This window comes from Arcicella sp. BE140, assembly GCF_031456255.1.
Classification (GTDB): domain Bacteria; phylum Bacteroidota; class Bacteroidia; order Cytophagales; family Spirosomataceae; genus Arcicella; species Arcicella aquatica.
Genome location: NZ_JAVDUE010000002.1, coordinates 52809 through 72699 on the forward strand (window position 1 = coordinate 52809; position 19891 = coordinate 72699).

Here is a 19891-nt window from a genome sequence, read left to right on the forward strand (position 1 = left end):
TTTTCATACAATGACAACTACAAGACTGAAAGATAAATATGTAAATGAAATCGTTCCTGCTTTAAAGGAAAAATTTCAATACAAATCAGTAATGCAAGTTCCAAAAGTTACTAAAGTTGTAATCAACAAAGGTATTGGTGCTGCTGTGGCTGACAAGAAATTGATTGATACGGGTGTTGAAGAAATTACTCTTATCGCTGGACAGAAAGCTGTTGCAACAATTTCTAAGAAAGCTATCTCAAACTTCAAATTACGTGAAAATATGCCAATTGGTGTTAAAGTAACGTTGAGAGGAAATAAAATGTACGAATTCCTTGATCGCTTAATGACAGTTTCGTTACCTCGTGTACGTGACTTCAAAGGTGTATCAGACAAAGGTTTCGATGGTCGTGGTAATTATACATTAGGTGTTAAAGAACAAATTATCTTCCCTGAAATTTCTATTGATAAAGTAAATAAAATTTCTGGTATGGATATCACTTTTGTAACTACCGCAAAAACTGACGAAGAGGCTAATGCATTGTTAACAGCAATGGGAATGCCTTTCTCAAATCAGAAGAAGTAATTGATTTAAGTTATCTGTGAACTGTTATTATTGATATTATTTTCTAAATAACATTTACCGATAACGGATACAGATAACCGATAACAAATAAAGATTCTCAACACAATGGCAAAAGAATCAGTAAAAGCAAGAGAAAGAAAGAAAGAAGCAACAGTTGCTAAGTATGCCGCAAAACGTGCAGCCTTGAAAGCAGCTGGAGATTATTTAGGACTTGATAAGTTACCTAAAAATGCTTCACCAGTTCGTTTACATAACCGTTGTAAGCTTACAGGACGCCCAAGAGGTTATATGCGTAAGTTCGGTATCAACCGTGTTACTTTCCGCCAAATGGCTTCTGATGGATTAATTCCAGGGGTAACTAAATCAAGCTGGTAATCATTACCACTTCAGATAATTGATAATTAAGTAATTAGAATTATTTTAATTATCAATTACTTGTCTTCTTAATTTTAATTCCGTAATTTTGCGAGCCTTTTCAGAAAAGGTTTCGTTTCAAATATCGAAAACAATGACAGATCCAATAGCAGATTACTTAACACGATTGAGAAATGCCATCAAGGCACGCCATAGAATCGTTGAAATCCCTGCTTCTAACATCAAAAAGGAAATCACTAAGGTGCTTTTTGATAAAGGATATATTCAAAACTATAAATTTGACGATACAACTGTTCAGGGTACCATCAAAGTTGCTTTGAAGTATAACCCAGTTACTAAGCAGTCGGCAATCGTTAAATTAGAAAGAATTTCTAAGCCAGGTTTACGTAAATACAAAGGTGCAACTGAGTTGCCACGTGTATTGAATGGTTTAGGTATTGCAATTCTTTCGACATCAAAAGGGGTTATCACCGACAAAGAAGCTCGTGTGTTAAACGTAGGTGGTGAAGTACTTTGCCACGTTTATTAATATTTCTTAACGCTGAAAGAAGTTTCCATTAATTGATAACCTTAGGTTATGATTTTTGGACTTCCATTTAAGCAAAACAAATTACAATCATGTCAAGAATTGGCAATAAGATTATCACGTTACCTGCTGGTGTAACAGTAACGGTTGATAAAAATCATGTATCAGTAAAAGGACCTAAAGGTGCTTTAGAACGTACTATCGATCCAGACATCACTGTTGAGATTGAAGGTGCAGAATTAGCAGTAAAACGCCCTACTGAACAGAAACGTCACAAAGCCCTTCATGGTTTATATCGTTCTTTAATCAATAACATGGTTATTGGTGTAAGCGAAGGATACAAATCTCAGATGGAAATTGTTGGGGTTGGTTATAAAGCATCAAATCAAGGAAATATTCTTGAGTTAAGTTTAGGATATTCTCACGCTGTATTTGTTCAGATTCCAAGTGAATTGAAAGTGACTACTGCAATGGAGAAAGGTCAAAACCCTAAAGTGACTTTAGAAGGAATTGATAAAGAATTAGTAGGCCAAGTTTCAGCGAAAATTCGTTCATTACGTAAAATCGAACCTTACAAAGGTAAAGGTATTCGTTTTGTGGGTGAGCAAATTCGTAGAAAAGCTGGTAAAACTGGTGGTAAAAAATAATCGTAATTTGTAATTGATATGATTTGAAAATTTGAAATATCTGTATTTATACAAAGTATTTTAAATTTTCAAATTAACAAAATTCAAATTCCAATCGTGGGTCGGCAATCCACAAAACATATAAATATTACAATGGCTACGCAAAAAGATTCAAGAAGATTACGCATAAAACGATCAATAAGAGCAAAGGTTTCTGGTACAGCTAGCAAACCAAGATTATCAGTGTTTCGTTCAAACACTGGTGTGTATGCTCAAATTATTGATGATGTTCAAGGACATACATTAGCAGCAGTTTCTACAAAAGAACTTGGCTTGGCTAATGGCAATGTAGAGAATGCTAAGCAAGTAGGAGTAAAAATCGCAGAGAAGGCATTAGCGGCTGGTATATTAGCGGTTGTTTTCGATCGTAACGGATACTTGTATCATGGTCGTGTAAAAGCAATTGCCGATGGTGCAAGAGAAGGTGGTCTTAAATTCTAATTAGTTAATTTGATTATTTATTAGTCAAATTCACAAATTTTCAAATTCAGAAAAAATGTCGCAATTAATATCAAAGCCAATAAAGGTTAACGAAGGCGAATTAAAAGAAAAAGTTGTTGCTATCAATCGTGTAGCGAAAGTAGTAAAAGGTGGACGTCGTTTCAGCTTCTCTGCAATCGTTGTAGTTGGTGACGGAAAAGGTATCGTAGGTTTCGGTTTAGGAAAAGCTAACGAAGTAACGGATGCTATCGCTAAAGGTATTGAGGATGCAAAGAAAAATGTATTCCAAGTAGCTTTATTGAAAAACTCTGTTCCGCACGAACAAATTGGTAAATTCTCAGGTGGTTTCGTATTGTTGAAGCCTGCTGCTCCGGGTACTGGAGTAATTGCGGGTGGTGCGATGCGTGCTGTATTAGAATCTGCTGGTGTACATGACGTATTAGCAAAATCTAAAGGTTCTTCAAACCCACACAACGTGGTTAAAGCAACAGTTGATGCTCTTGTGAAAATGAGAAATCCACATACAGTTGCTTTCCAAAGAAGCGTTTCTTTAGCAAAAGTTTTCAACGGATAAGAGCAGTTTAAGGTTATGAGTTATTAAGGTGTACTACATTGTAATAACTTTTAACCCAAACTCGTAACTATAAGACCATGTCAAAGGTAAAAATTACACAAGTAAAAAGTACAATCAAACGCCCAGACGTTCAAAAACGTACTATGCAAGCTTTAGGCTTAGGCAAAATTAATAAAAGCGTTGAAAAAGAGTTGAATCCTGCTATTGAAGGGATGATTCGTGCGGTTCAACACATGATTGTAGTTGAGAATATCTAATATTATTGAGGCTTCCTCATTAGTATAGCGAGTTACTCCACAGGGGAGTAGCGTTTAGCAAACATTAAAAAAATAATACAATGAATCTTTCTTCATTAAAGCCTGCTCAAGGCTCAACAAAAGTTAGAAAAAGAGTTGGTCGTGGTGCTGGTTCTGGTTTAGGTGGTACTTCTGCTCGTGGTCACAAAGGTGCAAAGTCTCGTTCAGGTTATTCTCGTAAAGCTGGTTTTGAAGGTGGTCAAATGCCTTTACAGCGTAGAGTTCCTAAGTTCGGATTTAAAAATATTAATCGTGTAGAATACAAGGCAATTAACCTTGATACGCTACAAGCTTTAGCTGATTCAATTGGTGCAACAGTAATCAATCATGATGTACTTTATAACAATGGATTAGTTTCTAAAAATGATTTAGTGAAAATCTTGTCACGTGGTGCGGTAACATCAGCATTAGAAGTAACAGTTAAAGGTTTTTCTGAATCTGCCAAAACTGCTATCGAAGCAGCAGGTGGAAAAGCAATTGTGGGGTAGTTTGAAATTATGAAAATTTGGAGCTTCAAGTTTTGTTTAATAGATTTGTTAGTTTTCAAATTTTCAAAATCCCGATTTTCAAATTAATTAGATAGACAACAGAAATATTTGAGTAATCGTGTAAAAACTGGCAACAGATTTGTGATTAAAGAAAAAGTTGAACAATTTCAGTTTTCATTCATTATTTGACGATTATTTAAACAGATAGCATGAACAAGTTTATTAACACTATCAAAAACATTTTCTCAATAGAGGAACTAAGAGGTAGAATCCTTAACACTCTGTTGTTTATCACCTTTTTTCGCTTAGGTTCTTATATCGTTTTACCAGGTATTGATGCTGCAAAATTAGAACAAAAAGGAGAAGGCGGTTTATTAGGTTTGTTGAATATGTTTTCGGGTGGAGCATTCAATAATGCTTCTATATTTGCTTTAGGTATTATGCCTTACATCTCTGCCTCTATTGCTATTCAATTGTTAACAATTGCATTGCCATATTTTCAGAAGATGCAAAAGGATGGAGAGTCAGGAAGAAAGAAATTAAACCAAATTACAAGAGTTTTAACAATCTTTGTTACTGCCGCTCAAGCAACAGCATACCTACAAACAACTATTCCTGCAGAAGCAATCATCGTTAGTGCATGGTCGTTCCGCTTGTTTGCTGTAATTATCTTGATTGCTGGTACAATGTTTTGTATGTGGTTAGGAGAAAAAATTACTGATAAAGGAGTTGGTAATGGTATTTCAATGCTAATTATGATTGGTATTGTATCTCGTTTCCCGGGATCAATCATTGGTGAAGCTCAATCTCGTGGAATGTCAGGAGCTTTATTATTTGTAATTGAAATTGTAGCGCTTTTCTTCGTAGTAATGGGTGCCGTAATGGTTACGCAAGCAGTTAGAAGAATCCCAGTACAATATGCTAAACAAGTAGTAGGTAACAGAACTTCATCAGTAGGTGGCGAACGCCAGTATATTCCGTTGAAGCTTAACTCAGCAGGTGTAATGCCTATCATTTTTGCACAAGCTCTAATGTTTGTTCCAGGATTGGTAGCAGGTTCTTTAGCTGAGAAAAGTGAATTCGCACAGTCTGTAGCTCAGAAATTCAGTGATTTCACTTCATTAGAATACAATTTGTTATTTGCGTTCTTGATTATCGTATTTACATTCTTTTATACGGCTATTTCAATTAACCCAACACAAATTTCTGATGATATGAAAAGAGGCGGTGGTTTTGTACCAGGTGTTAAGCCAGGTGAAGCTACTTCAACTTTTATCGCTGATATTTTAGATAGAATTACTTTGCCAGGAGCATTTATGTTAGCCATTATTGCTATCCTTCCTGCTTTAGCAAGTTTATTCGGAATCACTCGTGGTTTTGCATCTTTCTTCGGAGGAACTTCATTGCTAATTTTAGTAGGTGTTGTATTAGATACCCTACAGCAAATAGAAAGTTATTTATTGATGCGTAAGTATGAAGGATTGATGCAATCAGGTAGAATCAAAGGTAGAACAGAGGCGGTTGCTCAATAACAATTTTAGGATGTTATTTCCTAAGCACCAATAAGAATGATTTATTTAAAAACAAATAGCGATTTAGAAATCATCAGAGCAAATGGTATTATACTTGGTCAAGCTCATGCAGAGGTAGCCAAAATGATAAAGCCAGGCGTAACGACTAAGGAGTTAGATAAAGTAGCTTACGAGTTTATTAAAGATAATAATAGTACCCCTTCGTTTCTTAATTACAACAAGTTCCCAGCATCTTTATGCATTTCGGTAAATGATGTAGTGGTTCATGGAATACCAAACAATTATCAATTAAGAGACGGAGATATTGTAACAATTGATGGGGGTGTATTTAAAAATGGTTTTCATGCCGACAGTGCATATACTTATGCAATCGGTAATGTAAACGAAGAGACTCTTCTTTTACTGAGAACCACCAAAGAATCACTTTACCAAGGAATTGAACAAGCAGTAGTAGGTAAAAGAATTGGTGATATTGGCTTTGCTATCCAAACTTTCAGTGAGAAATTAGGTTTTACCATTGTTAGAGAGCTAGTAGGGCATGGAGTAGGGAAATCTCTTCATGAAAAACCAGAAGTAGCCAATTATGGTAGAAGAGGCGATGGAGCAAAGCTAAAGGAGAATATGGTAATTGCCATAGAACCGATGGTAAATCAAGGAAAGAAAGCCATTCATCAAGAAAATGATGGTTGGACTATCAGAACCCAAGATAGAAAGCCATCTGCCCATTTTGAACACACAATAGCAATTAAAAAGGATAAAGCAGATATACTAACTACCTTTAAATTTATTGAGGAAGTTATTGCTAAATCAGAGTACATCGTTAATATTTGAAATTTTCAAATTGAATTTATGGCAAAACAATCATCAATAGAAGTAGATGGAATTATCATTGAGGCTCTTTCAAATGCTATGTTTAGAGTAGAGTTAGAAAATACCCATCAAGTGATTGCCCATATTTCTGGTAAGATGCGAATGAATTACATTAAAATCTTACCTGGTGATAAGGTGAAGTTAGAAATGTCTCCTTATGACTTAAGTAAAGCAAGAATTGTGTATCGTTACAAGTAAAATAGGCAGTTGGCAATTGATAGTTTTAGTAAACTTTACGGATGCTTTTGCAAAACTGTAATTAATAGAAACATTAATAAATACTACAATGAAAGTTAAAGCGTCTATCAAGAAGCGTAGTGCTGAATGTAAAGTAATCCGTCGTCACGGAAAACTTTATGTTATTAACAAAAAAAATCCAAAGTTCAAACAAAGACAAGGATGATTATTAACATGGGGTAGTTGAGAAACTTCCTTCATTTAAAATCTAAAAAGCTAAAAAAGTATGGCTCGTATTGCAGGGGTTGATATTCCCGACAAAAAAAGAGGCGAAATTGCTCTGACTTACATCTTCGGAATAGGTCGTAGCACTGCTCAGAAAATTTTAACACAAGCTAATATTTCTTTCGACAAAAAAGCTGGCGAATGGAACGATGAAGAGGCAAGTGCAATTCGTGCGATTATCGCTGGAGAATTCAAGACAGAAGGTCAACTTCGTTCAGAAATCCAGTTGAACATCAAGCGTTTGATGGACATCGGTTGTTACCGTGGTCTTCGTCACCGTAAAGGTCTTCCATTACGTGGTCAGAGAACTAAGAACAACTCTCGTACTCGTAAAGGTAAGCGTAAGACTATTGCGAACAAGAAAAAAGCTACTAAGTAAAAATTAGGCTGAGTTTAAGGATATAATATTCTTAATTCGTCGAGTTCTAAGATGAGAAGGTTGCTCTTTGGAGAATGTACGTACTCAAAACTGGAATTGAAAAACAAATCTAACAATGGCACAGGCTAAAAGAAAAGACAAAGCAAAGAAGAGAGTTGTTGTAGTTGAACAGCATGGTCAAGTACACATCAAAGCTTCTTTTAATAACATCATTATTTCTATTACTAACAGTCAAGGACAAGTAATCTCTTGGGCTTCTGCTGGTAAAATGGGCTTCAAAGGTTCTAAGAAAAACACTCCTTATGCTGCACAAACAGCCGCAACAAACTGCGCTGCCGTAGCTGTAGAAGCTGGGATGAAAAAAGCTGATGTTTTTGTAAAAGGACCAGGTTCAGGTCGTGAATCAGCTATTAGAACTATTTCTAATGCTGGTATCGAAGTAATCTCTATCAAAGATATTACTCCACTTCCTCACAACGGATGTCGTCCTCCAAAACGTCGTAGAGTTTAATCTTCATTAAAAAATTACTGGAAACGTTAATTAGTAATTATTAACGTTTTCTTTTATTTATCTTAATTACTTCATCGAACAAAAGAGGTTTGATGACTTTATTAATTTTAGAAATGGCAAGATATACAGGTCCAAAATCAAAAATTGCTCGTCGTTTTGGTGAGCCAATCTTAGGTCCAAGTAAAGCGTTAGCACGCAAAAACTATGGTCCAGGTCAGCACGGTAAAGGTAAACGTGGTAAAGTTTCAGAATATGCTTTGCAATTAAAAGAAAAGCAAAAAGTGAAATATACTTACGGTATCCTTGAAAAACAATTTGAAAACTTATACCACAAAGCGGCTGTAAGAGAAGGTATCAAAGGTGAAAACCTTTTGAAACTTTGTGAAGCTCGTCTTGATAACACTGTATATCGTTTAGGAATTGCTCCTACTCGTCGTGCAGCTCGTCAGTTGGTTATTCATAAGCACATTCTTATTGACGGTGAAATTGTAAACATTCCATCGTATTCTCTTAAGCCAGGACAATTAGTAAGTGTACGTGAGAAATCTAAATCTTTAGAGGTAGTTTCTAACTCACTTGCTGGAAAAGCTGGAAAACGTTTCAACTGGTTAGAATGGGATACTCCTACAATGACTGGTAAATTCGTTTCTTATCCAGAACGTTCTGATATTCCAGAGAACTTCAATGAGCAAGCAATCGTTGAACTTTATTCTAAGTAATCATATATTTTGACAGAGTAAATGGTCAAAAATATTCTGACAATTTAATTGAAAACTTTGTGACTTAGATTTTACATTAATGTGTAAAATCTAAGTTTGTTTGATTTTGTGTTTATTCAATATTAGATGTACAATAATTAATATTGTTTATTCTAAGGGACTTAATTTTCCGTAAACTTGTAATATAGATGATTTCTTCTGAAATGTCAAGATTTTATCGAAAAAATAGTAACCCTAAATGCTAAAATTACAGAGTTAATTCGTAAATTGCGAATTGATTACTCTATTCTTACACATTCCAAGGTAAATTACGCTACGAAATATGTCAATATTAGCATTCCAAATGCCCGATAAAGTTGTCATGGAAAAAGCTGACGACTTTCACGGGTTATTTGAGTTTAAGCCACTCGAAAAAGGCTATGGCGTTACAATCGGTAATGCACTTCGTAGAATCTTGCTGTCTTCATTAGAAGGCTACGCTATTACAAGCGTTAAGGTTGGCGGAGTTTTGCACGAATTTTCAGCCATTGAAGGAGTAATTGAGGATATGACTGAAATTATTTTGAATTTGAAGAAAGTTCGATTCAAAAAAAGTCAGGAAATCCTTGAGAATAAAATCAATGTAAGAGTGAAAGGTCAAAGCACTCTTAAAGCAGGCGATATTGCTAAATTTACAAATTATTTTGACATCTTAAATCCAGATTTAGTTATCTGTAATTTAGATGAATCAAAAGAATTTGAGATGGAGATTATCGTTGAAAAAGGTCGTGGATATGTTCCTTCAGACGAAACTAGAAACTCAGAACCTCCTTTTGGTCACATTCCGATTGATGCAATCTTTACACCAATCAAAAATGTGAAATTCAGCATCGAAAATACTCGTGTTGAACAAAAAACAGATTATGAGAAATTGGTTTTGGATATTGAAACAGACGGATCAATTCACCCTGAAGACGCATTAAAAGGTGCAGCATATATCTTGATTCAACACTTTATGTTGTTCTCTGACCAAACAATGACTTTCGAGTCTATGAAGGCAGAAGAAGACAACGTGGTAGATGAAGAAATGCTACACATGAGAAAGTTATTGAAGACTGCTCTTGCAGATTTAGACTTGTCAGTTCGTGCTTACAACTGTCTTAAATCAGCAGATGTTAGAACTTTAGGAGACTTGGCTAGATTAGAAATTTCTGACATGATGAAATTCCGTAACTTCGGTAAGAAATCATTGACTGAATTAGAACAACTAATCGAAGAAAAAGGACTTCACTTCGGTATGGATGTTGCTCGTTATCGTTTAGACGAAGACTAAGAGCCATTCAGCTTGTTTAGCAATCAAGGAAAAATTAGTGTTTGCTAACTGTAGTAAGCACTAATTTTTTAATTTTTAATAGTAGTAATAGGTGAGTTGATGCGAATTAACTTAACCGCAATGATGGCTTATTTCCGCTGGGAACTAAGTGGGTCATTTCAAACTTACGAAACAATATAATGAGACACGGTAAAAAATTCAACCATTTAGGTAGAACTGCTCCTCACAGAGCCGCTATGTTATCAAACATGGCATCTTCTTTGATTCTTCACAAAAGAATCGAAACTACGGCTGCTAAAGCTAAAGAATTAAGAAAGTATGTTGAGCCTTTGATTACAAAATCAAAAGACGACAATACTCACAATCGTCGTATTGTATTCTCTTACTTACAAAACAAAGAGTCTGTTAAAGAACTTTTTGGTATTGTTTCTGAGAAAGTTGCTAGCCGTCCAGGTGGTTACACTAGAATTATCAAATTGGCTAATCGTCTTGGTGATAATGCTGAAATGTGCTTAATGGAATTAGTTGACTTCAACGAAACTTTATTAGCAGCTACAGCTGAGAAAGCAGTGAAAACTCGTCGTGGTCGTCGTTCTGGAGCTAAGAAAACTGAAGATACTATCGAAGCTGCACCAGTAGCTGAGGTTCCTTCGGCTGAAGTAGTAGAAGATGAAACTCCTGCTGCTGAAACTTCGGAAGAAAAAACTGAAGAATAATCTAAAGTAGATTTTTCTATTTCAAAAAGGACTTTGACTTTGGTCGAAGTCCTTTTGTTATTTTGGTCGATTATAACTTTTACGTTATTAATATCAATATACATCCGTAATTTTGTAATATGAAATCATCCATCATAATACTTGTAACGCTTACTTTGCTCATTGCTTGTAAGGAAGAAAAGACTTCTTCTATCAATAAATACTTTGATTTAAAAACTACGATAAGCAATCAAATCAATATACTGAATACAAAGAAACCATCTTTTAATAAAACTGTTTGGAGTAATAATATCCCAGAAACCAAGCTTATCAAGATAGAAGACTGGTCAAAAGAATTAGAGCTATTCCTACAAACTGATTTGAATAAACCTGCTTATTTGAATAGTTATGACATCACTCAGTCTGATTCTACCATTGTTTACACCCTAAAAGCAAAGGAAAATCTTCCAGCAAAATCTGTAAAAATCTATCTTCAAAAGGGAGCATTCACTGGTCTTGAAGCTACTATTACTAATGAAAACTACCTTTATGAAACCGATAAGCATATTAAAATGACTTTGGCGAATGGTGTTGTAAGCTATTATCTAATAGAAGGTACACAAAAGCTAGTGTTTGGGGATAAAAAGGCATTTAAGATAGAAGCAAAAGCACAAAAATGATACAAAGGTTTTTAAAGAAAATAGCTTTATTGTCCTTTCTAATTATCATTAGTTTATATGCCTTGGCATTTGTTGTAGATAGCGGTCTGAGAAAATCTAGAAATGCATATTATGCAAGCTGGAATGATTTGTTTGATGGAAAAATCAATGCAGATTTATTGATTTTAGGGTCATCAAGGGCAGAGTTTCATATTTCTCCTAAAATTATTGACAGTTCTTTACGACTTAATTCTTATAACTTAGGTATGTCGGCTTGGCATTTCGATATGCAATTTGCCCGATTTAAATTGTATTTGGCCCATAATAAAAAGCCTAAATATATTATTCATAACGTAGATGTATATGGTTTTGCTAAACGAGCTGATGTAGTAAATCCTGAACAGTTTCTACCTTTTATTAACGAGCCAGTCATAACTGAAACTACACGTGGACATAAAGGAGAGTTTGATGAGTATCAACAAAATATACCCTTATTAAAGTATAAAAATCAGCAAGCTTTGGCTTGGGAAGGCATTTGTAATTTTGTGAATTTTACTTCACTATACGATACTACTACTAAATATAAGGGTTACAGAGGCAATACTTATGAATGGAACCGTGATTTTGAAAGGTTTAAGAAGCGGTATCCAAAAGGGGTAAGGTATACGTTTGATAAGACTATCAAAAAGCAGTTTGAAGAATATTTAGCTTTTTGCGAAAAGCAACACATCAAAGTGGTGTTATTGTATGCCCCTGAGTATTATGAAGTACAGCCTTTGTATAAAAATAAGCATATAATGATGAATATGTGTAAAGAAGCATCTGAACGCTATCATTGCTATTTTTTAGATTATTCAAAAGATTCGCTGTGTTATCAACGAAAGTATTTTTATAATTCTCAACATTTGAATAAATATGGAGCTGAGATTTTTTCTCAAAAATTAGCGTTGGACGTAAAGAAATTGCTTCATATTTAATTGAAATGCTTCGCTAAATTCTAGCAAGATTATCCATAAATTTGTATTTAAAGATTAAAAATAATGACAATCAATACTGAGTACCATCGCCCAATAATGCTTCAAGAATGCCTTGACGGACTAAATATACGTCCTGATGGCGTTTATGTTGATGTAACTTTTGGAGGCGGTGGTCATTCAAGAGCTATATTAGCACAGTTAGGCGAAAAGGGAAAACTATATGCTTTTGACCAAGACCCAGATGCTAAAGTAAATGCTCAGGCTTTTCAAGACCCTCGCTTTACATTCATCGAAACCAATTTTAGGAACATTAAAAAATACCTAAGATTATATGGAGTCAAAAAAGTAGATGGTATTTTAGCCGATTTTGGTATTTCATCACATCAGATAGATGAACCAACACGTGGATTTTCGACACGCTTTGAAGGTGATTTAGATATGAGGATGAATCAAAAGGCAGAGGTGTCAGCTTATACGATTGTCAACGAATATTCTGAAGCACAATTGCATAAAATTTTGGGAATGTATGGCGAAATCAAAAACGCTCGTACCTTAGCCAATGCTATTCATAGTGCAAGGCTGAATACACCTATCAAAACTACAGGCGAATTGAAAGCTATTTTAGAAAAATATGCTCCTAAATTCAAAGAGTTCAAGTATTTTGCACAGGTATTTCAAGCCATCAGGATTGAAGTTAATCAAGAATTGGAAGTAATAGAAGAATTTTTAGAGCAAGTGCCTGATTTGTTGAAAGACGGAGAAAGTAGGCTGTGTATCATGACTTTCCATTCTTTGGAAGATAGACTCGTTAAGAACTACATAAAGGCAGGAAACTTCAAAGGAGAGCCTGATAAAGACATTATTTACGGTACTGTAACCAAACCTTTGATGGCTATCAATAAAAAACCTATTGAGGCATCGCCAGAGGAATTATCAATCAATGGTAGAAGTAGAAGTGCTAAACTAAGAATTGCAGCATTGTCTGAAAAGTAAAAATAAGCATTATGGCAAAAAATGTATCCCGTGCCCCAAAGGTTAGTCAGTCGAGTAATAGACCAAATAAGGGCATCTTTGCTTTTTTTGATAAGATATTCAATATGGATAGACTGTTGGGTGGCGAGTTTCCGGCCAGCCAACTTCGTTATGTATTGTGGGTATCTGGACTGATTGTTATCTACATCGTTTCGTCGTTAAATGCCGAAAGTCTGATTCATAAAATAGATAAAGCAAAGTTTGTGTTAGAAGAAAAAAGAGCTGACTATACAACACAAAAGGCTGATTTTATGAAAGCAGGCAAACAATCTGAAATTATCAAGAAAGTAGCACCAATGGGGCTAGAAGAAAACAAAGTTCCTCCAACCAAAATTGTGGTTGAAGATTAGGCGGGTATAAAAAAGCTAAATCTTGATGCTATTGATTAGCTTACTAAAATTACTAGGGTCGATACCGATATAATTGGCCAAATATTTATGCGGTACAATTTGTAGGATATGCGGGCTTCTCCGTAATAATTGTTGGAATTTTTCTTCGGAAGAAAAACATTGTAGTTCTACTAGCCTCTCTAATATTCCCGAAAACGCCCCTGTTAATCCTTTCCTCAATAATACTTCAATAGCAGGGTGAGTAGCTAAAAGCTCATCTATCTGAGTATACGAAGCCCTCAAAAAAACAGAAGGGCTTAAGGTCTCATAATAATATTTAGACGGGGATTGATTCATCATCGAATCGAGGATACCGCCAAAATTTGATTGATAAGAAAAAACCAAAGTCGCTTCACGGTTTTGTTCGTCCAGATAATACAGTCTTTGCAATCCATCCACTACAAAATATAAATACTTTTCAACACAGCCAGCCTCAGTAAGCATCTGTTTTCTTTTGGCAGAAAAAGGCTTAAACAACGCATAAAAAGCCTCAAAGTCTTCCTCTGATAAAGGATGAATATGATTAACGGTTTGTTGAAGTAGAAGCTTTGGGGAAGTCATTCAGGAAAGTTTTTTCAAAGATACAATCAATAGCAAAAAATTGATAAGGTGTATTGCTATATTTCTTCTCAGTGATGAGTTGTGAGTCTTGAGTTGTGAATTGTAAGTTGTGCTTGCCTACATGTAGGTTGTCATTTAATGGTAACAATCTTTTAACAACTCACAACTCATCACTCACAATTCAAAACTCAAGACTCACAACTAAAAAAATGTATAAAATATTTGTCATATTGTAAAATAAACTTTACTTTTAGTTCGTTAAACTTGTCTAAAACTCTTAACATATATTCCGATGAAAGCAAAATATTTATTTCCGTATCAGTACAAATTTGTTGGTTGGACATTAACAATCCTTTTCTTATTAATTTGGATTGTTGGAGCCATTACAAAAACAGGGCTTGATTTTTTTACCATTACTTTACCCTTTAAATATGCATTACAAGACAGTTTCGACACATCCAGCAATGAAACAACACTTAATTTGGGCGACGAATTTATTGTAATAGGACTCATCGTTGGGATGATTCTGATTGCTTTCTCAAAAGAAAAAGTAGAAGATGAATATGTATCACAAGTAAGGCTAGAAACCCTACAGTGGGCTATTTATATTAATTTTGGACTTTTAATAGTAGCCACAATATTTGTATATGGCACTTATTATTTTAATGTAATGATATATAATATGTTTACACCTTTGCTGTTTTTCATTGGCAGGTTTTATTATGTTTTATACCTGAAATCAAAAATTGAAAGTTAACCGTACTGCTTTATGAAAAATACAATCAGAATAGAAAGGGCGATACTAAACATTACCCAAGGAGAACTAGCAGAAAGAGTTAAAGTTTCTCGGCAAACAATCAATGCCATAGAAAGTAACAAATATGTCCCTTCAACAGTATTAGCCTTGAAAATTGCCCGTGAGTTTACAAAAAAAGTTGAAGAAATTTTTGAATTAGAAGACAATGATTAGTGATGGATTTATAGAGTACGATAGCCATAGCTAAGGCTTGATTTTTAAGATTTAGTAACTAAATTGAAGCATCAAAACTTAAAAATAATTTAAATACTATGAAAATTAAACTTCATTTTTTGTCAATCTTTTGTGCATTAATCTGCTTTACCAATGTAAATATATATTCACAAACTTGGGAGATTATACAGCCTGTAAATACTTGTACCAAACGGTCAGAAAACACGCTAGCAGCTGTTGGCGATAAATTAGTATTGTTTGGTGGAAGAAATGTAAAAGCTACCGAAGTATATGACATCAATACTAAGACATGGACGAAAGTGGCGGATGCGCCTTTAGAGATTCATCATTTACAAGCAGTTACTTATCATAATGAAGTATATGTAATGGGTGCTTTGACGGGTCAATACCCACATGAAACGCCCATTCCTAATATTTATATATTTAACATTGAAAAAGGAGAATGGCGCAAAGGCCCAGAAATTCCTACAGATAGATTAAGAGGTTCAGCGGGCTGTGTAGTTTACAAGAACAAAATTTATTTGGTTTGTGGGATTCAAGATGGACATTGGGATGGCCACGTAGCATGGTTGGATGAATATAATCCACAAAATAATACTTGGCGTAAATTGGCTGATGCTCCCCATGTTCGCGACCACGTAAGTGTGGCGGTGATAAAAGATAAATTGTATTTAGCAGGAGGGAGACGGTCAACTGCTAAAATCAACAAAGTATTGGAACTGACAGAACCTGCGGTAGATGTGTATGATTTTAAACAGAACAGTTGGAAAACATTGCCAGAAAACTTAAACCTGCCAACACAAAGAGCGGGAAATTCTGCTGTAGCATTGGGCAATAAACTGTTGATTATTGGGGGAGAAAGCCCAGCACAAGTGCCAGCACATAGTGATGTTGAAGCATTTGATGTGGATAAACAAGCATGGGTAAAATTCCCAAGTCTTAATCAAGGGCGCCATGGCACTGGTGCAGTAGTAGTAAAAGGGAAAGTGTATACCATAGCTGGCTCAGGAAACCGTGGCGGTGGTCCAGATTTAGATGTAATAGAGGTATTGAAGTAATATTGATAATAAAGTTTTTTTGAAAGTATTCTTATAATGTTTATATAGTTCTACAGAAAATGAAAGTACAAACAAATAAAGACAATTAAAGAGTAAACCTGTTTTGAATGGAAAAGATTACCGATTTGTTTCTAAAAGTATATCCTATAGAAGGGGTATCTAACCAAAAAAGGGTGTTGTTGCATGTTGTTTTTTGGATTGTTTTTTTCTTAGGATTATGGGGAATTATTCTAGGACCAACTAGGAATATCTATTATCAGCTAACTACTATCTTTTATATTTTTATTGCGGATATTATATTTTTTTATTTTATAACCTATGTGATATTACAAAGTTGGACTGATGACAATAGCAATAAATACATCATAACAATTTTGGGGTTTGTTATTCTGATTTTCATTGTAAGTATTCTTTTTTATTTCAGAATAAAGCTAATCTTTGATAACAAATGGTATAACATTAGGAATATTAGTGGACTTGATATCGGGTTATCTATTTACTTTAAAGAAGGTTATTGGAGTTTTTTTAAAAAGGGCGAAGTGATTGGGAGTACACTTGAAATATTTCTTACTGCTTTACCTGCTTTTTTCATTAAACTAACTCGTTCATTAGGTAAGAGTGTTTCTGAAAAGAAGCAAATTGAAATTGATTATTTAAGAGCACAAATCAATCCTCATTTCTTAACGAATACACTTAATAATATTTATAGTCTTACGATAACAGATGATAAGCGTAATGGTGATGCCATTTTGTCTTTATCAAGTTTATTAGATTATGTACTTTATGAATCTAATGAACAAACTATAAGCCTTGAAAGAGAAATAAGTTTCCTGACAAATTTCATAGAATTAGAAAAAATCAGGAATACTAAAAGATTAAAAGTAGACTTTGTAGTAGAAGGTGAAATACATGGAAATATTCCTCCAATGATACTCGTTACTTTTGTTGAAAATGCCTTCAAGCATAGTATAGTCGATTTAAAATCAAGATGTTTTATCAAAATTCATTTAAAAGTTGTTGATGATAGTTTATCATTTGAGGTGGTAAATAGTAAGTCTAATATTGTATCTATTAATCGAAAAACGACTTTTGGTGGGATTGGTTTAAGTAATACAAAAAAACGTTTAATAACGCTTTATCCTAATGCTCACTCGCTTGAAATTAAGGATGAAAAAGATACTTATTCAATCAACTTAAAAATTGTATTATCGTGATTCAAATGGGTTTTACATTTCGTTGAAGAACATAAGAACAATATAATTTAAAGTGACTTATAGATTTTATGATAAATAAGCCCTAAAAGTGTCGATTTAGAAACTTCTAGGGCTTGTTTATTATAGAAACTGTTTAAACTTTCCGTTTCTGAGGTGAAAGTATTCTAAAAGACTTAGTTTAACCCGAAAGAGAAAGTTTAAACAGCTTCAAAATTTACCCTTCCCAAAAAAATATTAGCCTATCGTGAAGTTTGTTTAAAGAGATGTAAATAGAAGGCTCAGTTTATTAGGACTTCGTCTTGTGTTTATTTCCCCTTTCTTTATCATCTTGATGCTTTCTTCAATTCGCATTTCCGATTTTTAGTATATTTGTGGATATTGTAGCTTGGAAAAGCATTTATAAGCATTTTTCTGTCAGATTTATATATCAATGAACATCAAAAAAGACATTGTTTTAAGGTTACGCTTTGTGTTTTTACTAATCCTATTTTTTGCCATAGGAATAGTATGGCGAATTGTTCAATTGCAAAATATTGAAGGTGAAAAATGGCGTAAAGAGTCGAGCCGTAGGTATGTTAGCGAAAGAACAATAGAAGCCGTTCGAGGGAATATTTATGCAGACGACGGTAGTTTGCTAGCTACCTCTTTGCCTAAATATCGTTTGGGCTTTGACCCACTGGTTTCTTTGTCTGATAAAAATAAAAAGATTTTTGAGGAGGGGATTGAGGATTTATGTAAAAAGCTATCAAACTTTTACGGTGATAAGGATTGGAAAGATTATTTCCAGATGATTAATTTAGCCCGTCATGAAAAAGACCGCTATATTCTTCTGAATAATTCTTTGATAGATTTTCAAGATGTAAAAATGATGAAGACTTGGCCCATTTTCAAAGAAGGAAAATATAAGGGCGGAGTAGTTTTTGAAAAAGTAAATGTGCGTTATAATCCCTTTGGTAAAATGGGTTTTCGTACAATAGGATACAAAAAAGATAAAGAAAAAGTAGGGATTGAAAACAGTTTTGATAGCCAATTAGCAGGAGTACCGGGAAAAGGTATTTTTGAGAAAATTGGTCAAGGAAGTTTTCGTCCAATAGATGGAGGAGAGGAATCTATCCCAATTCCGGGTTTGGATATTCACACGACCATTAATGTAAATATACAAGACGTTGCCGAAAGCTCTTTACTGAGAGCATTGAAAAGATCAGGCGCAGATAAAGGCTGTGTGGTGGTAATGGAAGTAGCTACGGGTGAAATCAAAGCGATGACCAACCTTACTAGAATGCGGGATACGTCTAATTATGCCGAAACTTATAATCATGCTGTGTTGGGTTTAACAGACCCAGGTTCTGTATTCAAATTAGCATCTATGGTGGCATTGATGGAAGAATGGAATTTATCGAATAATGAGTTGGTAGAGACAGGCGATGGTAAAATGAAAATCGGCGATAAAATCTTAGAAGATTCTAAAACTACGGGCTATGGAACAATAACAGCCCAATCTGTTTTTGAACATTCGTCAAACGTTGGTACTGCCAAGTTAATGTTAAAGTATTTTGGCAAAGGAAATGAAATGAAGTATTATCAAAAACTACATGATTTTCATTTAGACCAACGCTTGAATTTTCAATTACGCCCAGATGCTATTCCTAAAATCAGTCCCCCTAAAAATGGAGATATCACAGGTTTACCGTGGAACTCTATCGGTTATGGAATGGCTTTGACACCCCTTCAAATGCTAACCTTCTATAATGCCATTGCCAACAACGGGAAATGGATTCAGCCCATTATCGTAAAAGAAACCAGAGTGGCAGATAAAGTGGAGGATGATTTTAAAATCAAACAAGAAGTAGACGAAAATCCTATTTGTTCTGAAGAAACTTTAGCGAAAGTAAGGAAAATGTTAGAAGGGGTTGTGGAAAGAGGAACAGCATCTAATATCAAAAATGATTTATACAAAATAGCAGGTAAAACTGGAACTTCGCAGAAACTAATTAATGGTAAATACAGAAAAGGAATGTATTATACCTCTTTTATTGGGTATTTCCCTGCGGATGCTCCTAAATATAGCTGTGTAGTGGCCATTGATAATCCGAGGGGCGTAAAGAAAGAAGCCCTTTTTGCTAGTGACGCCTCAGCCCCCGTTTTTAAAGAAATTGCAGACAAAATTTATGCGTGCGATATTCAGATGCACAAATTATTGGCAAAAGGTGGTACCAAGCTTACAAGTCAAAAACAAATTGCTCATACTTCAGACATCAAGGCTATCAACGAAGAGTTTGGTATCGAAAAAATGCCTTCTAATGAAGGATGGGCAACGATGCAAGCTGAAAATGGCAAGATGCATTTTGAAGAACACCGGAATCCTAAAAATAAAGTACCAGATATGAGGGGAATGTCGTTGAGGGATGCTATTTATGTATTAGAAAACAAAGGTTATAAAGTAAGTTATAAAGGTATTGGTCGCGTAAGTAGCCAATCGATTCCACCCGGTTCTTTCGCTACTAAAAATAGAACAATTGGGTTAGTACTAAACTAATGGCGAATTAGTGGTTTTTTAATTTGAATTTTTCAATTATCAT

At 34.6% G+C, this 19891-nt stretch carries 27 protein-coding genes; 26 read left to right on the forward strand and 1 reads right to left on the reverse strand.

Annotated features, from left to right (window positions below):
• The first annotated feature begins 10 nt into the window (after nucleotides 1–10).
• From rplE to J2Y60_RS03590, 21 genes are all read left to right on the forward strand, one after another.
• Nucleotides 11–565 (forward strand): 50S ribosomal protein L5, encoded by a 555-nt coding sequence (rplE, locus tag J2Y60_RS03490; RefSeq protein ID WP_309913330.1) that lies wholly within the window; start codon nucleotides 11–13, stop codon nucleotides 563–565.
• Nucleotides 566–670: 105 nt separating this feature from the next.
• Nucleotides 671–940 carry a 30S ribosomal protein S14 gene (gene rpsN / locus J2Y60_RS03495; RefSeq protein ID WP_109741979.1) on the forward strand — a complete coding sequence of 90 codons (270 nt, stop codon included), beginning with the start codon at nucleotides 671–673 and terminating at the stop codon, nucleotides 938–940.
• Nucleotides 941–1073: 133 nt separating this feature from the next.
• Entirely contained in the window at nucleotides 1074–1469 is a 396-nt protein-coding gene (gene rpsH / locus J2Y60_RS03500) for a 30S ribosomal protein S8 (protein ID WP_184128579.1), read from the forward strand.
• A gap of 89 nt (nucleotides 1470–1558) precedes the next feature.
• Entirely contained in the window at nucleotides 1559–2113 is a 555-nt protein-coding gene (rplF, locus tag J2Y60_RS03505) for a 50S ribosomal protein L6 (protein WP_309913333.1), read from the forward strand.
• Nucleotides 2114–2245: 132 nt separating this feature from the next.
• A complete protein-coding gene (rplR, locus tag J2Y60_RS03510) occupies nucleotides 2246–2593 on the forward strand; it encodes a 50S ribosomal protein L18 (RefSeq protein ID WP_309913335.1) in 348 nt (115 codons plus the stop codon).
• A gap of 55 nt (nucleotides 2594–2648) precedes the next feature.
• On the forward strand, nucleotides 2649–3167 hold the full coding sequence (gene rpsE, locus J2Y60_RS03515) for a 30S ribosomal protein S5 (RefSeq protein WP_309913337.1): 519 nt from the start codon (nucleotides 2649–2651) through the stop codon (nucleotides 3165–3167).
• 77 nt (nucleotides 3168–3244) lie between these two features.
• Complete coding sequence (gene rpmD / locus J2Y60_RS03520; RefSeq protein ID WP_309913340.1) at nucleotides 3245–3424, forward strand: 50S ribosomal protein L30; 180 nt, start codon at nucleotides 3245–3247, stop codon at nucleotides 3422–3424.
• Between the two features lie 80 nt (nucleotides 3425–3504).
• Nucleotides 3505–3951 (forward strand): 50S ribosomal protein L15, encoded by a 447-nt coding sequence (gene rplO, locus J2Y60_RS03525; RefSeq protein WP_309913345.1) that lies wholly within the window; start codon nucleotides 3505–3507, stop codon nucleotides 3949–3951.
• A gap of 209 nt (nucleotides 3952–4160) precedes the next feature.
• On the forward strand, nucleotides 4161–5483 hold the full coding sequence (gene secY / locus J2Y60_RS03530; protein WP_309913348.1) for a preprotein translocase subunit SecY: 1323 nt from the start codon (nucleotides 4161–4163) through the stop codon (nucleotides 5481–5483).
• Between the two features lie 36 nt (nucleotides 5484–5519).
• The gene (gene map / locus J2Y60_RS03535) at nucleotides 5520–6314 is read left to right on the forward strand and encodes a type I methionyl aminopeptidase (RefSeq protein ID WP_309913350.1); all 795 of its coding nucleotides are present in this window, start codon (nucleotides 5520–5522) and stop codon (nucleotides 6312–6314) included.
• Between the two features lie 18 nt (nucleotides 6315–6332).
• Nucleotides 6333–6551: a translation initiation factor IF-1 gene (gene infA / locus J2Y60_RS03540; RefSeq protein WP_095160735.1), complete on the forward strand. Its 219-nt coding sequence runs from the start codon at nucleotides 6333–6335 to the stop codon at nucleotides 6549–6551.
• Between the two features lie 88 nt (nucleotides 6552–6639).
• Nucleotides 6640–6756, forward strand: a complete 117-nt coding sequence (gene rpmJ, locus J2Y60_RS03545; RefSeq protein ID WP_109324399.1) for a 50S ribosomal protein L36 — start codon at nucleotides 6640–6642, stop codon at nucleotides 6754–6756.
• A gap of 60 nt (nucleotides 6757–6816) precedes the next feature.
• Nucleotides 6817–7194, forward strand: a complete 378-nt coding sequence (gene rpsM, locus J2Y60_RS03550) for a 30S ribosomal protein S13 (protein ID WP_109741970.1) — start codon at nucleotides 6817–6819, stop codon at nucleotides 7192–7194.
• 115 nt (nucleotides 7195–7309) lie between these two features.
• Entirely contained in the window at nucleotides 7310–7705 is a 396-nt protein-coding gene (gene rpsK, locus J2Y60_RS03555; RefSeq protein WP_184128614.1) for a 30S ribosomal protein S11, read from the forward strand.
• A gap of 113 nt (nucleotides 7706–7818) precedes the next feature.
• Entirely contained in the window at nucleotides 7819–8424 is a 606-nt protein-coding gene (gene rpsD / locus J2Y60_RS03560) for a 30S ribosomal protein S4 (protein WP_309914672.1), read from the forward strand.
• A 322-nt stretch (nucleotides 8425–8746) separates the two neighbouring features.
• A complete protein-coding gene (locus J2Y60_RS03565; RefSeq protein WP_309913354.1) occupies nucleotides 8747–9736 on the forward strand; it encodes a DNA-directed RNA polymerase subunit alpha in 990 nt (329 codons plus the stop codon).
• A gap of 179 nt (nucleotides 9737–9915) precedes the next feature.
• Nucleotides 9916–10452, forward strand: coding sequence for a 50S ribosomal protein L17 (gene rplQ / locus J2Y60_RS03570; protein WP_309913356.1), 537 nt, complete (start codon nucleotides 9916–9918; stop codon nucleotides 10450–10452).
• Between the two features lie 119 nt (nucleotides 10453–10571).
• A complete protein-coding gene (locus J2Y60_RS03575; RefSeq protein ID WP_309913359.1) occupies nucleotides 10572–11111 on the forward strand; it encodes a hypothetical protein in 540 nt (179 codons plus the stop codon).
• A complete protein-coding gene (locus J2Y60_RS03580) occupies nucleotides 11108–12067 on the forward strand; it encodes a hypothetical protein (protein ID WP_309913362.1) in 960 nt (319 codons plus the stop codon). Before J2Y60_RS03575 ends, J2Y60_RS03580 begins: the two co-directional genes overlap by 4 nt.
• 63 nt (nucleotides 12068–12130) lie before the next feature.
• The gene (gene rsmH, locus J2Y60_RS03585; RefSeq protein WP_309913364.1) at nucleotides 12131–13060 is read left to right on the forward strand and encodes a 16S rRNA (cytosine(1402)-N(4))-methyltransferase RsmH; all 930 of its coding nucleotides are present in this window, start codon (nucleotides 12131–12133) and stop codon (nucleotides 13058–13060) included.
• An 11-nt stretch (nucleotides 13061–13071) separates the two neighbouring features.
• Nucleotides 13072–13449 carry an FtsL-like putative cell division protein gene (locus tag J2Y60_RS03590; RefSeq protein WP_309913366.1) on the forward strand — a complete coding sequence of 126 codons (378 nt, stop codon included), beginning with the start codon at nucleotides 13072–13074 and terminating at the stop codon, nucleotides 13447–13449.
• Between the two features lie 15 nt (nucleotides 13450–13464).
• Here J2Y60_RS03590 and J2Y60_RS03595 read toward each other — a convergent pair whose 3' ends face one another.
• Nucleotides 13465–14049, reverse strand: a complete 585-nt coding sequence (locus J2Y60_RS03595) for a Crp/Fnr family transcriptional regulator (protein ID WP_309913369.1) — start codon at nucleotides 14047–14049, stop codon at nucleotides 13465–13467.
• Nucleotides 14050–14341: 292 nt separating this feature from the next.
• Between J2Y60_RS03595 and J2Y60_RS03600 the strand changes: the two genes are divergently transcribed.
• The 5 genes from J2Y60_RS03600 (at nucleotide 14342) to J2Y60_RS03620 (ending at nucleotide 19848) form a co-directional block, all read left to right on the forward strand.
• Complete coding sequence (locus J2Y60_RS03600; protein ID WP_309913371.1) at nucleotides 14342–14806, forward strand: hypothetical protein; 465 nt, start codon at nucleotides 14342–14344, stop codon at nucleotides 14804–14806.
• A 12-nt stretch (nucleotides 14807–14818) separates the two neighbouring features.
• On the forward strand, nucleotides 14819–15019 hold the full coding sequence (locus J2Y60_RS03605) for a helix-turn-helix transcriptional regulator (protein ID WP_309913374.1): 201 nt from the start codon (nucleotides 14819–14821) through the stop codon (nucleotides 15017–15019).
• 98 nt (nucleotides 15020–15117) lie between these two features.
• Nucleotides 15118–16098: a kelch repeat-containing protein gene (locus tag J2Y60_RS03610; RefSeq protein ID WP_309913376.1), complete on the forward strand. Its 981-nt coding sequence runs from the start codon at nucleotides 15118–15120 to the stop codon at nucleotides 16096–16098.
• 107 nt (nucleotides 16099–16205) lie between these two features.
• Nucleotides 16206–17312 (forward strand): histidine kinase, encoded by a 1107-nt coding sequence (locus J2Y60_RS03615; protein WP_309913379.1) that lies wholly within the window; start codon nucleotides 16206–16208, stop codon nucleotides 17310–17312.
• Nucleotides 17313–17742: 430 nt separating this feature from the next.
• Nucleotides 17743–19848 carry a penicillin-binding protein gene (locus J2Y60_RS03620; protein ID WP_309913382.1) on the forward strand — a complete coding sequence of 702 codons (2106 nt, stop codon included), beginning with the start codon at nucleotides 17743–17745 and terminating at the stop codon, nucleotides 19846–19848.
• Nucleotides 19849–19891 lie beyond the last annotated feature (43 nt).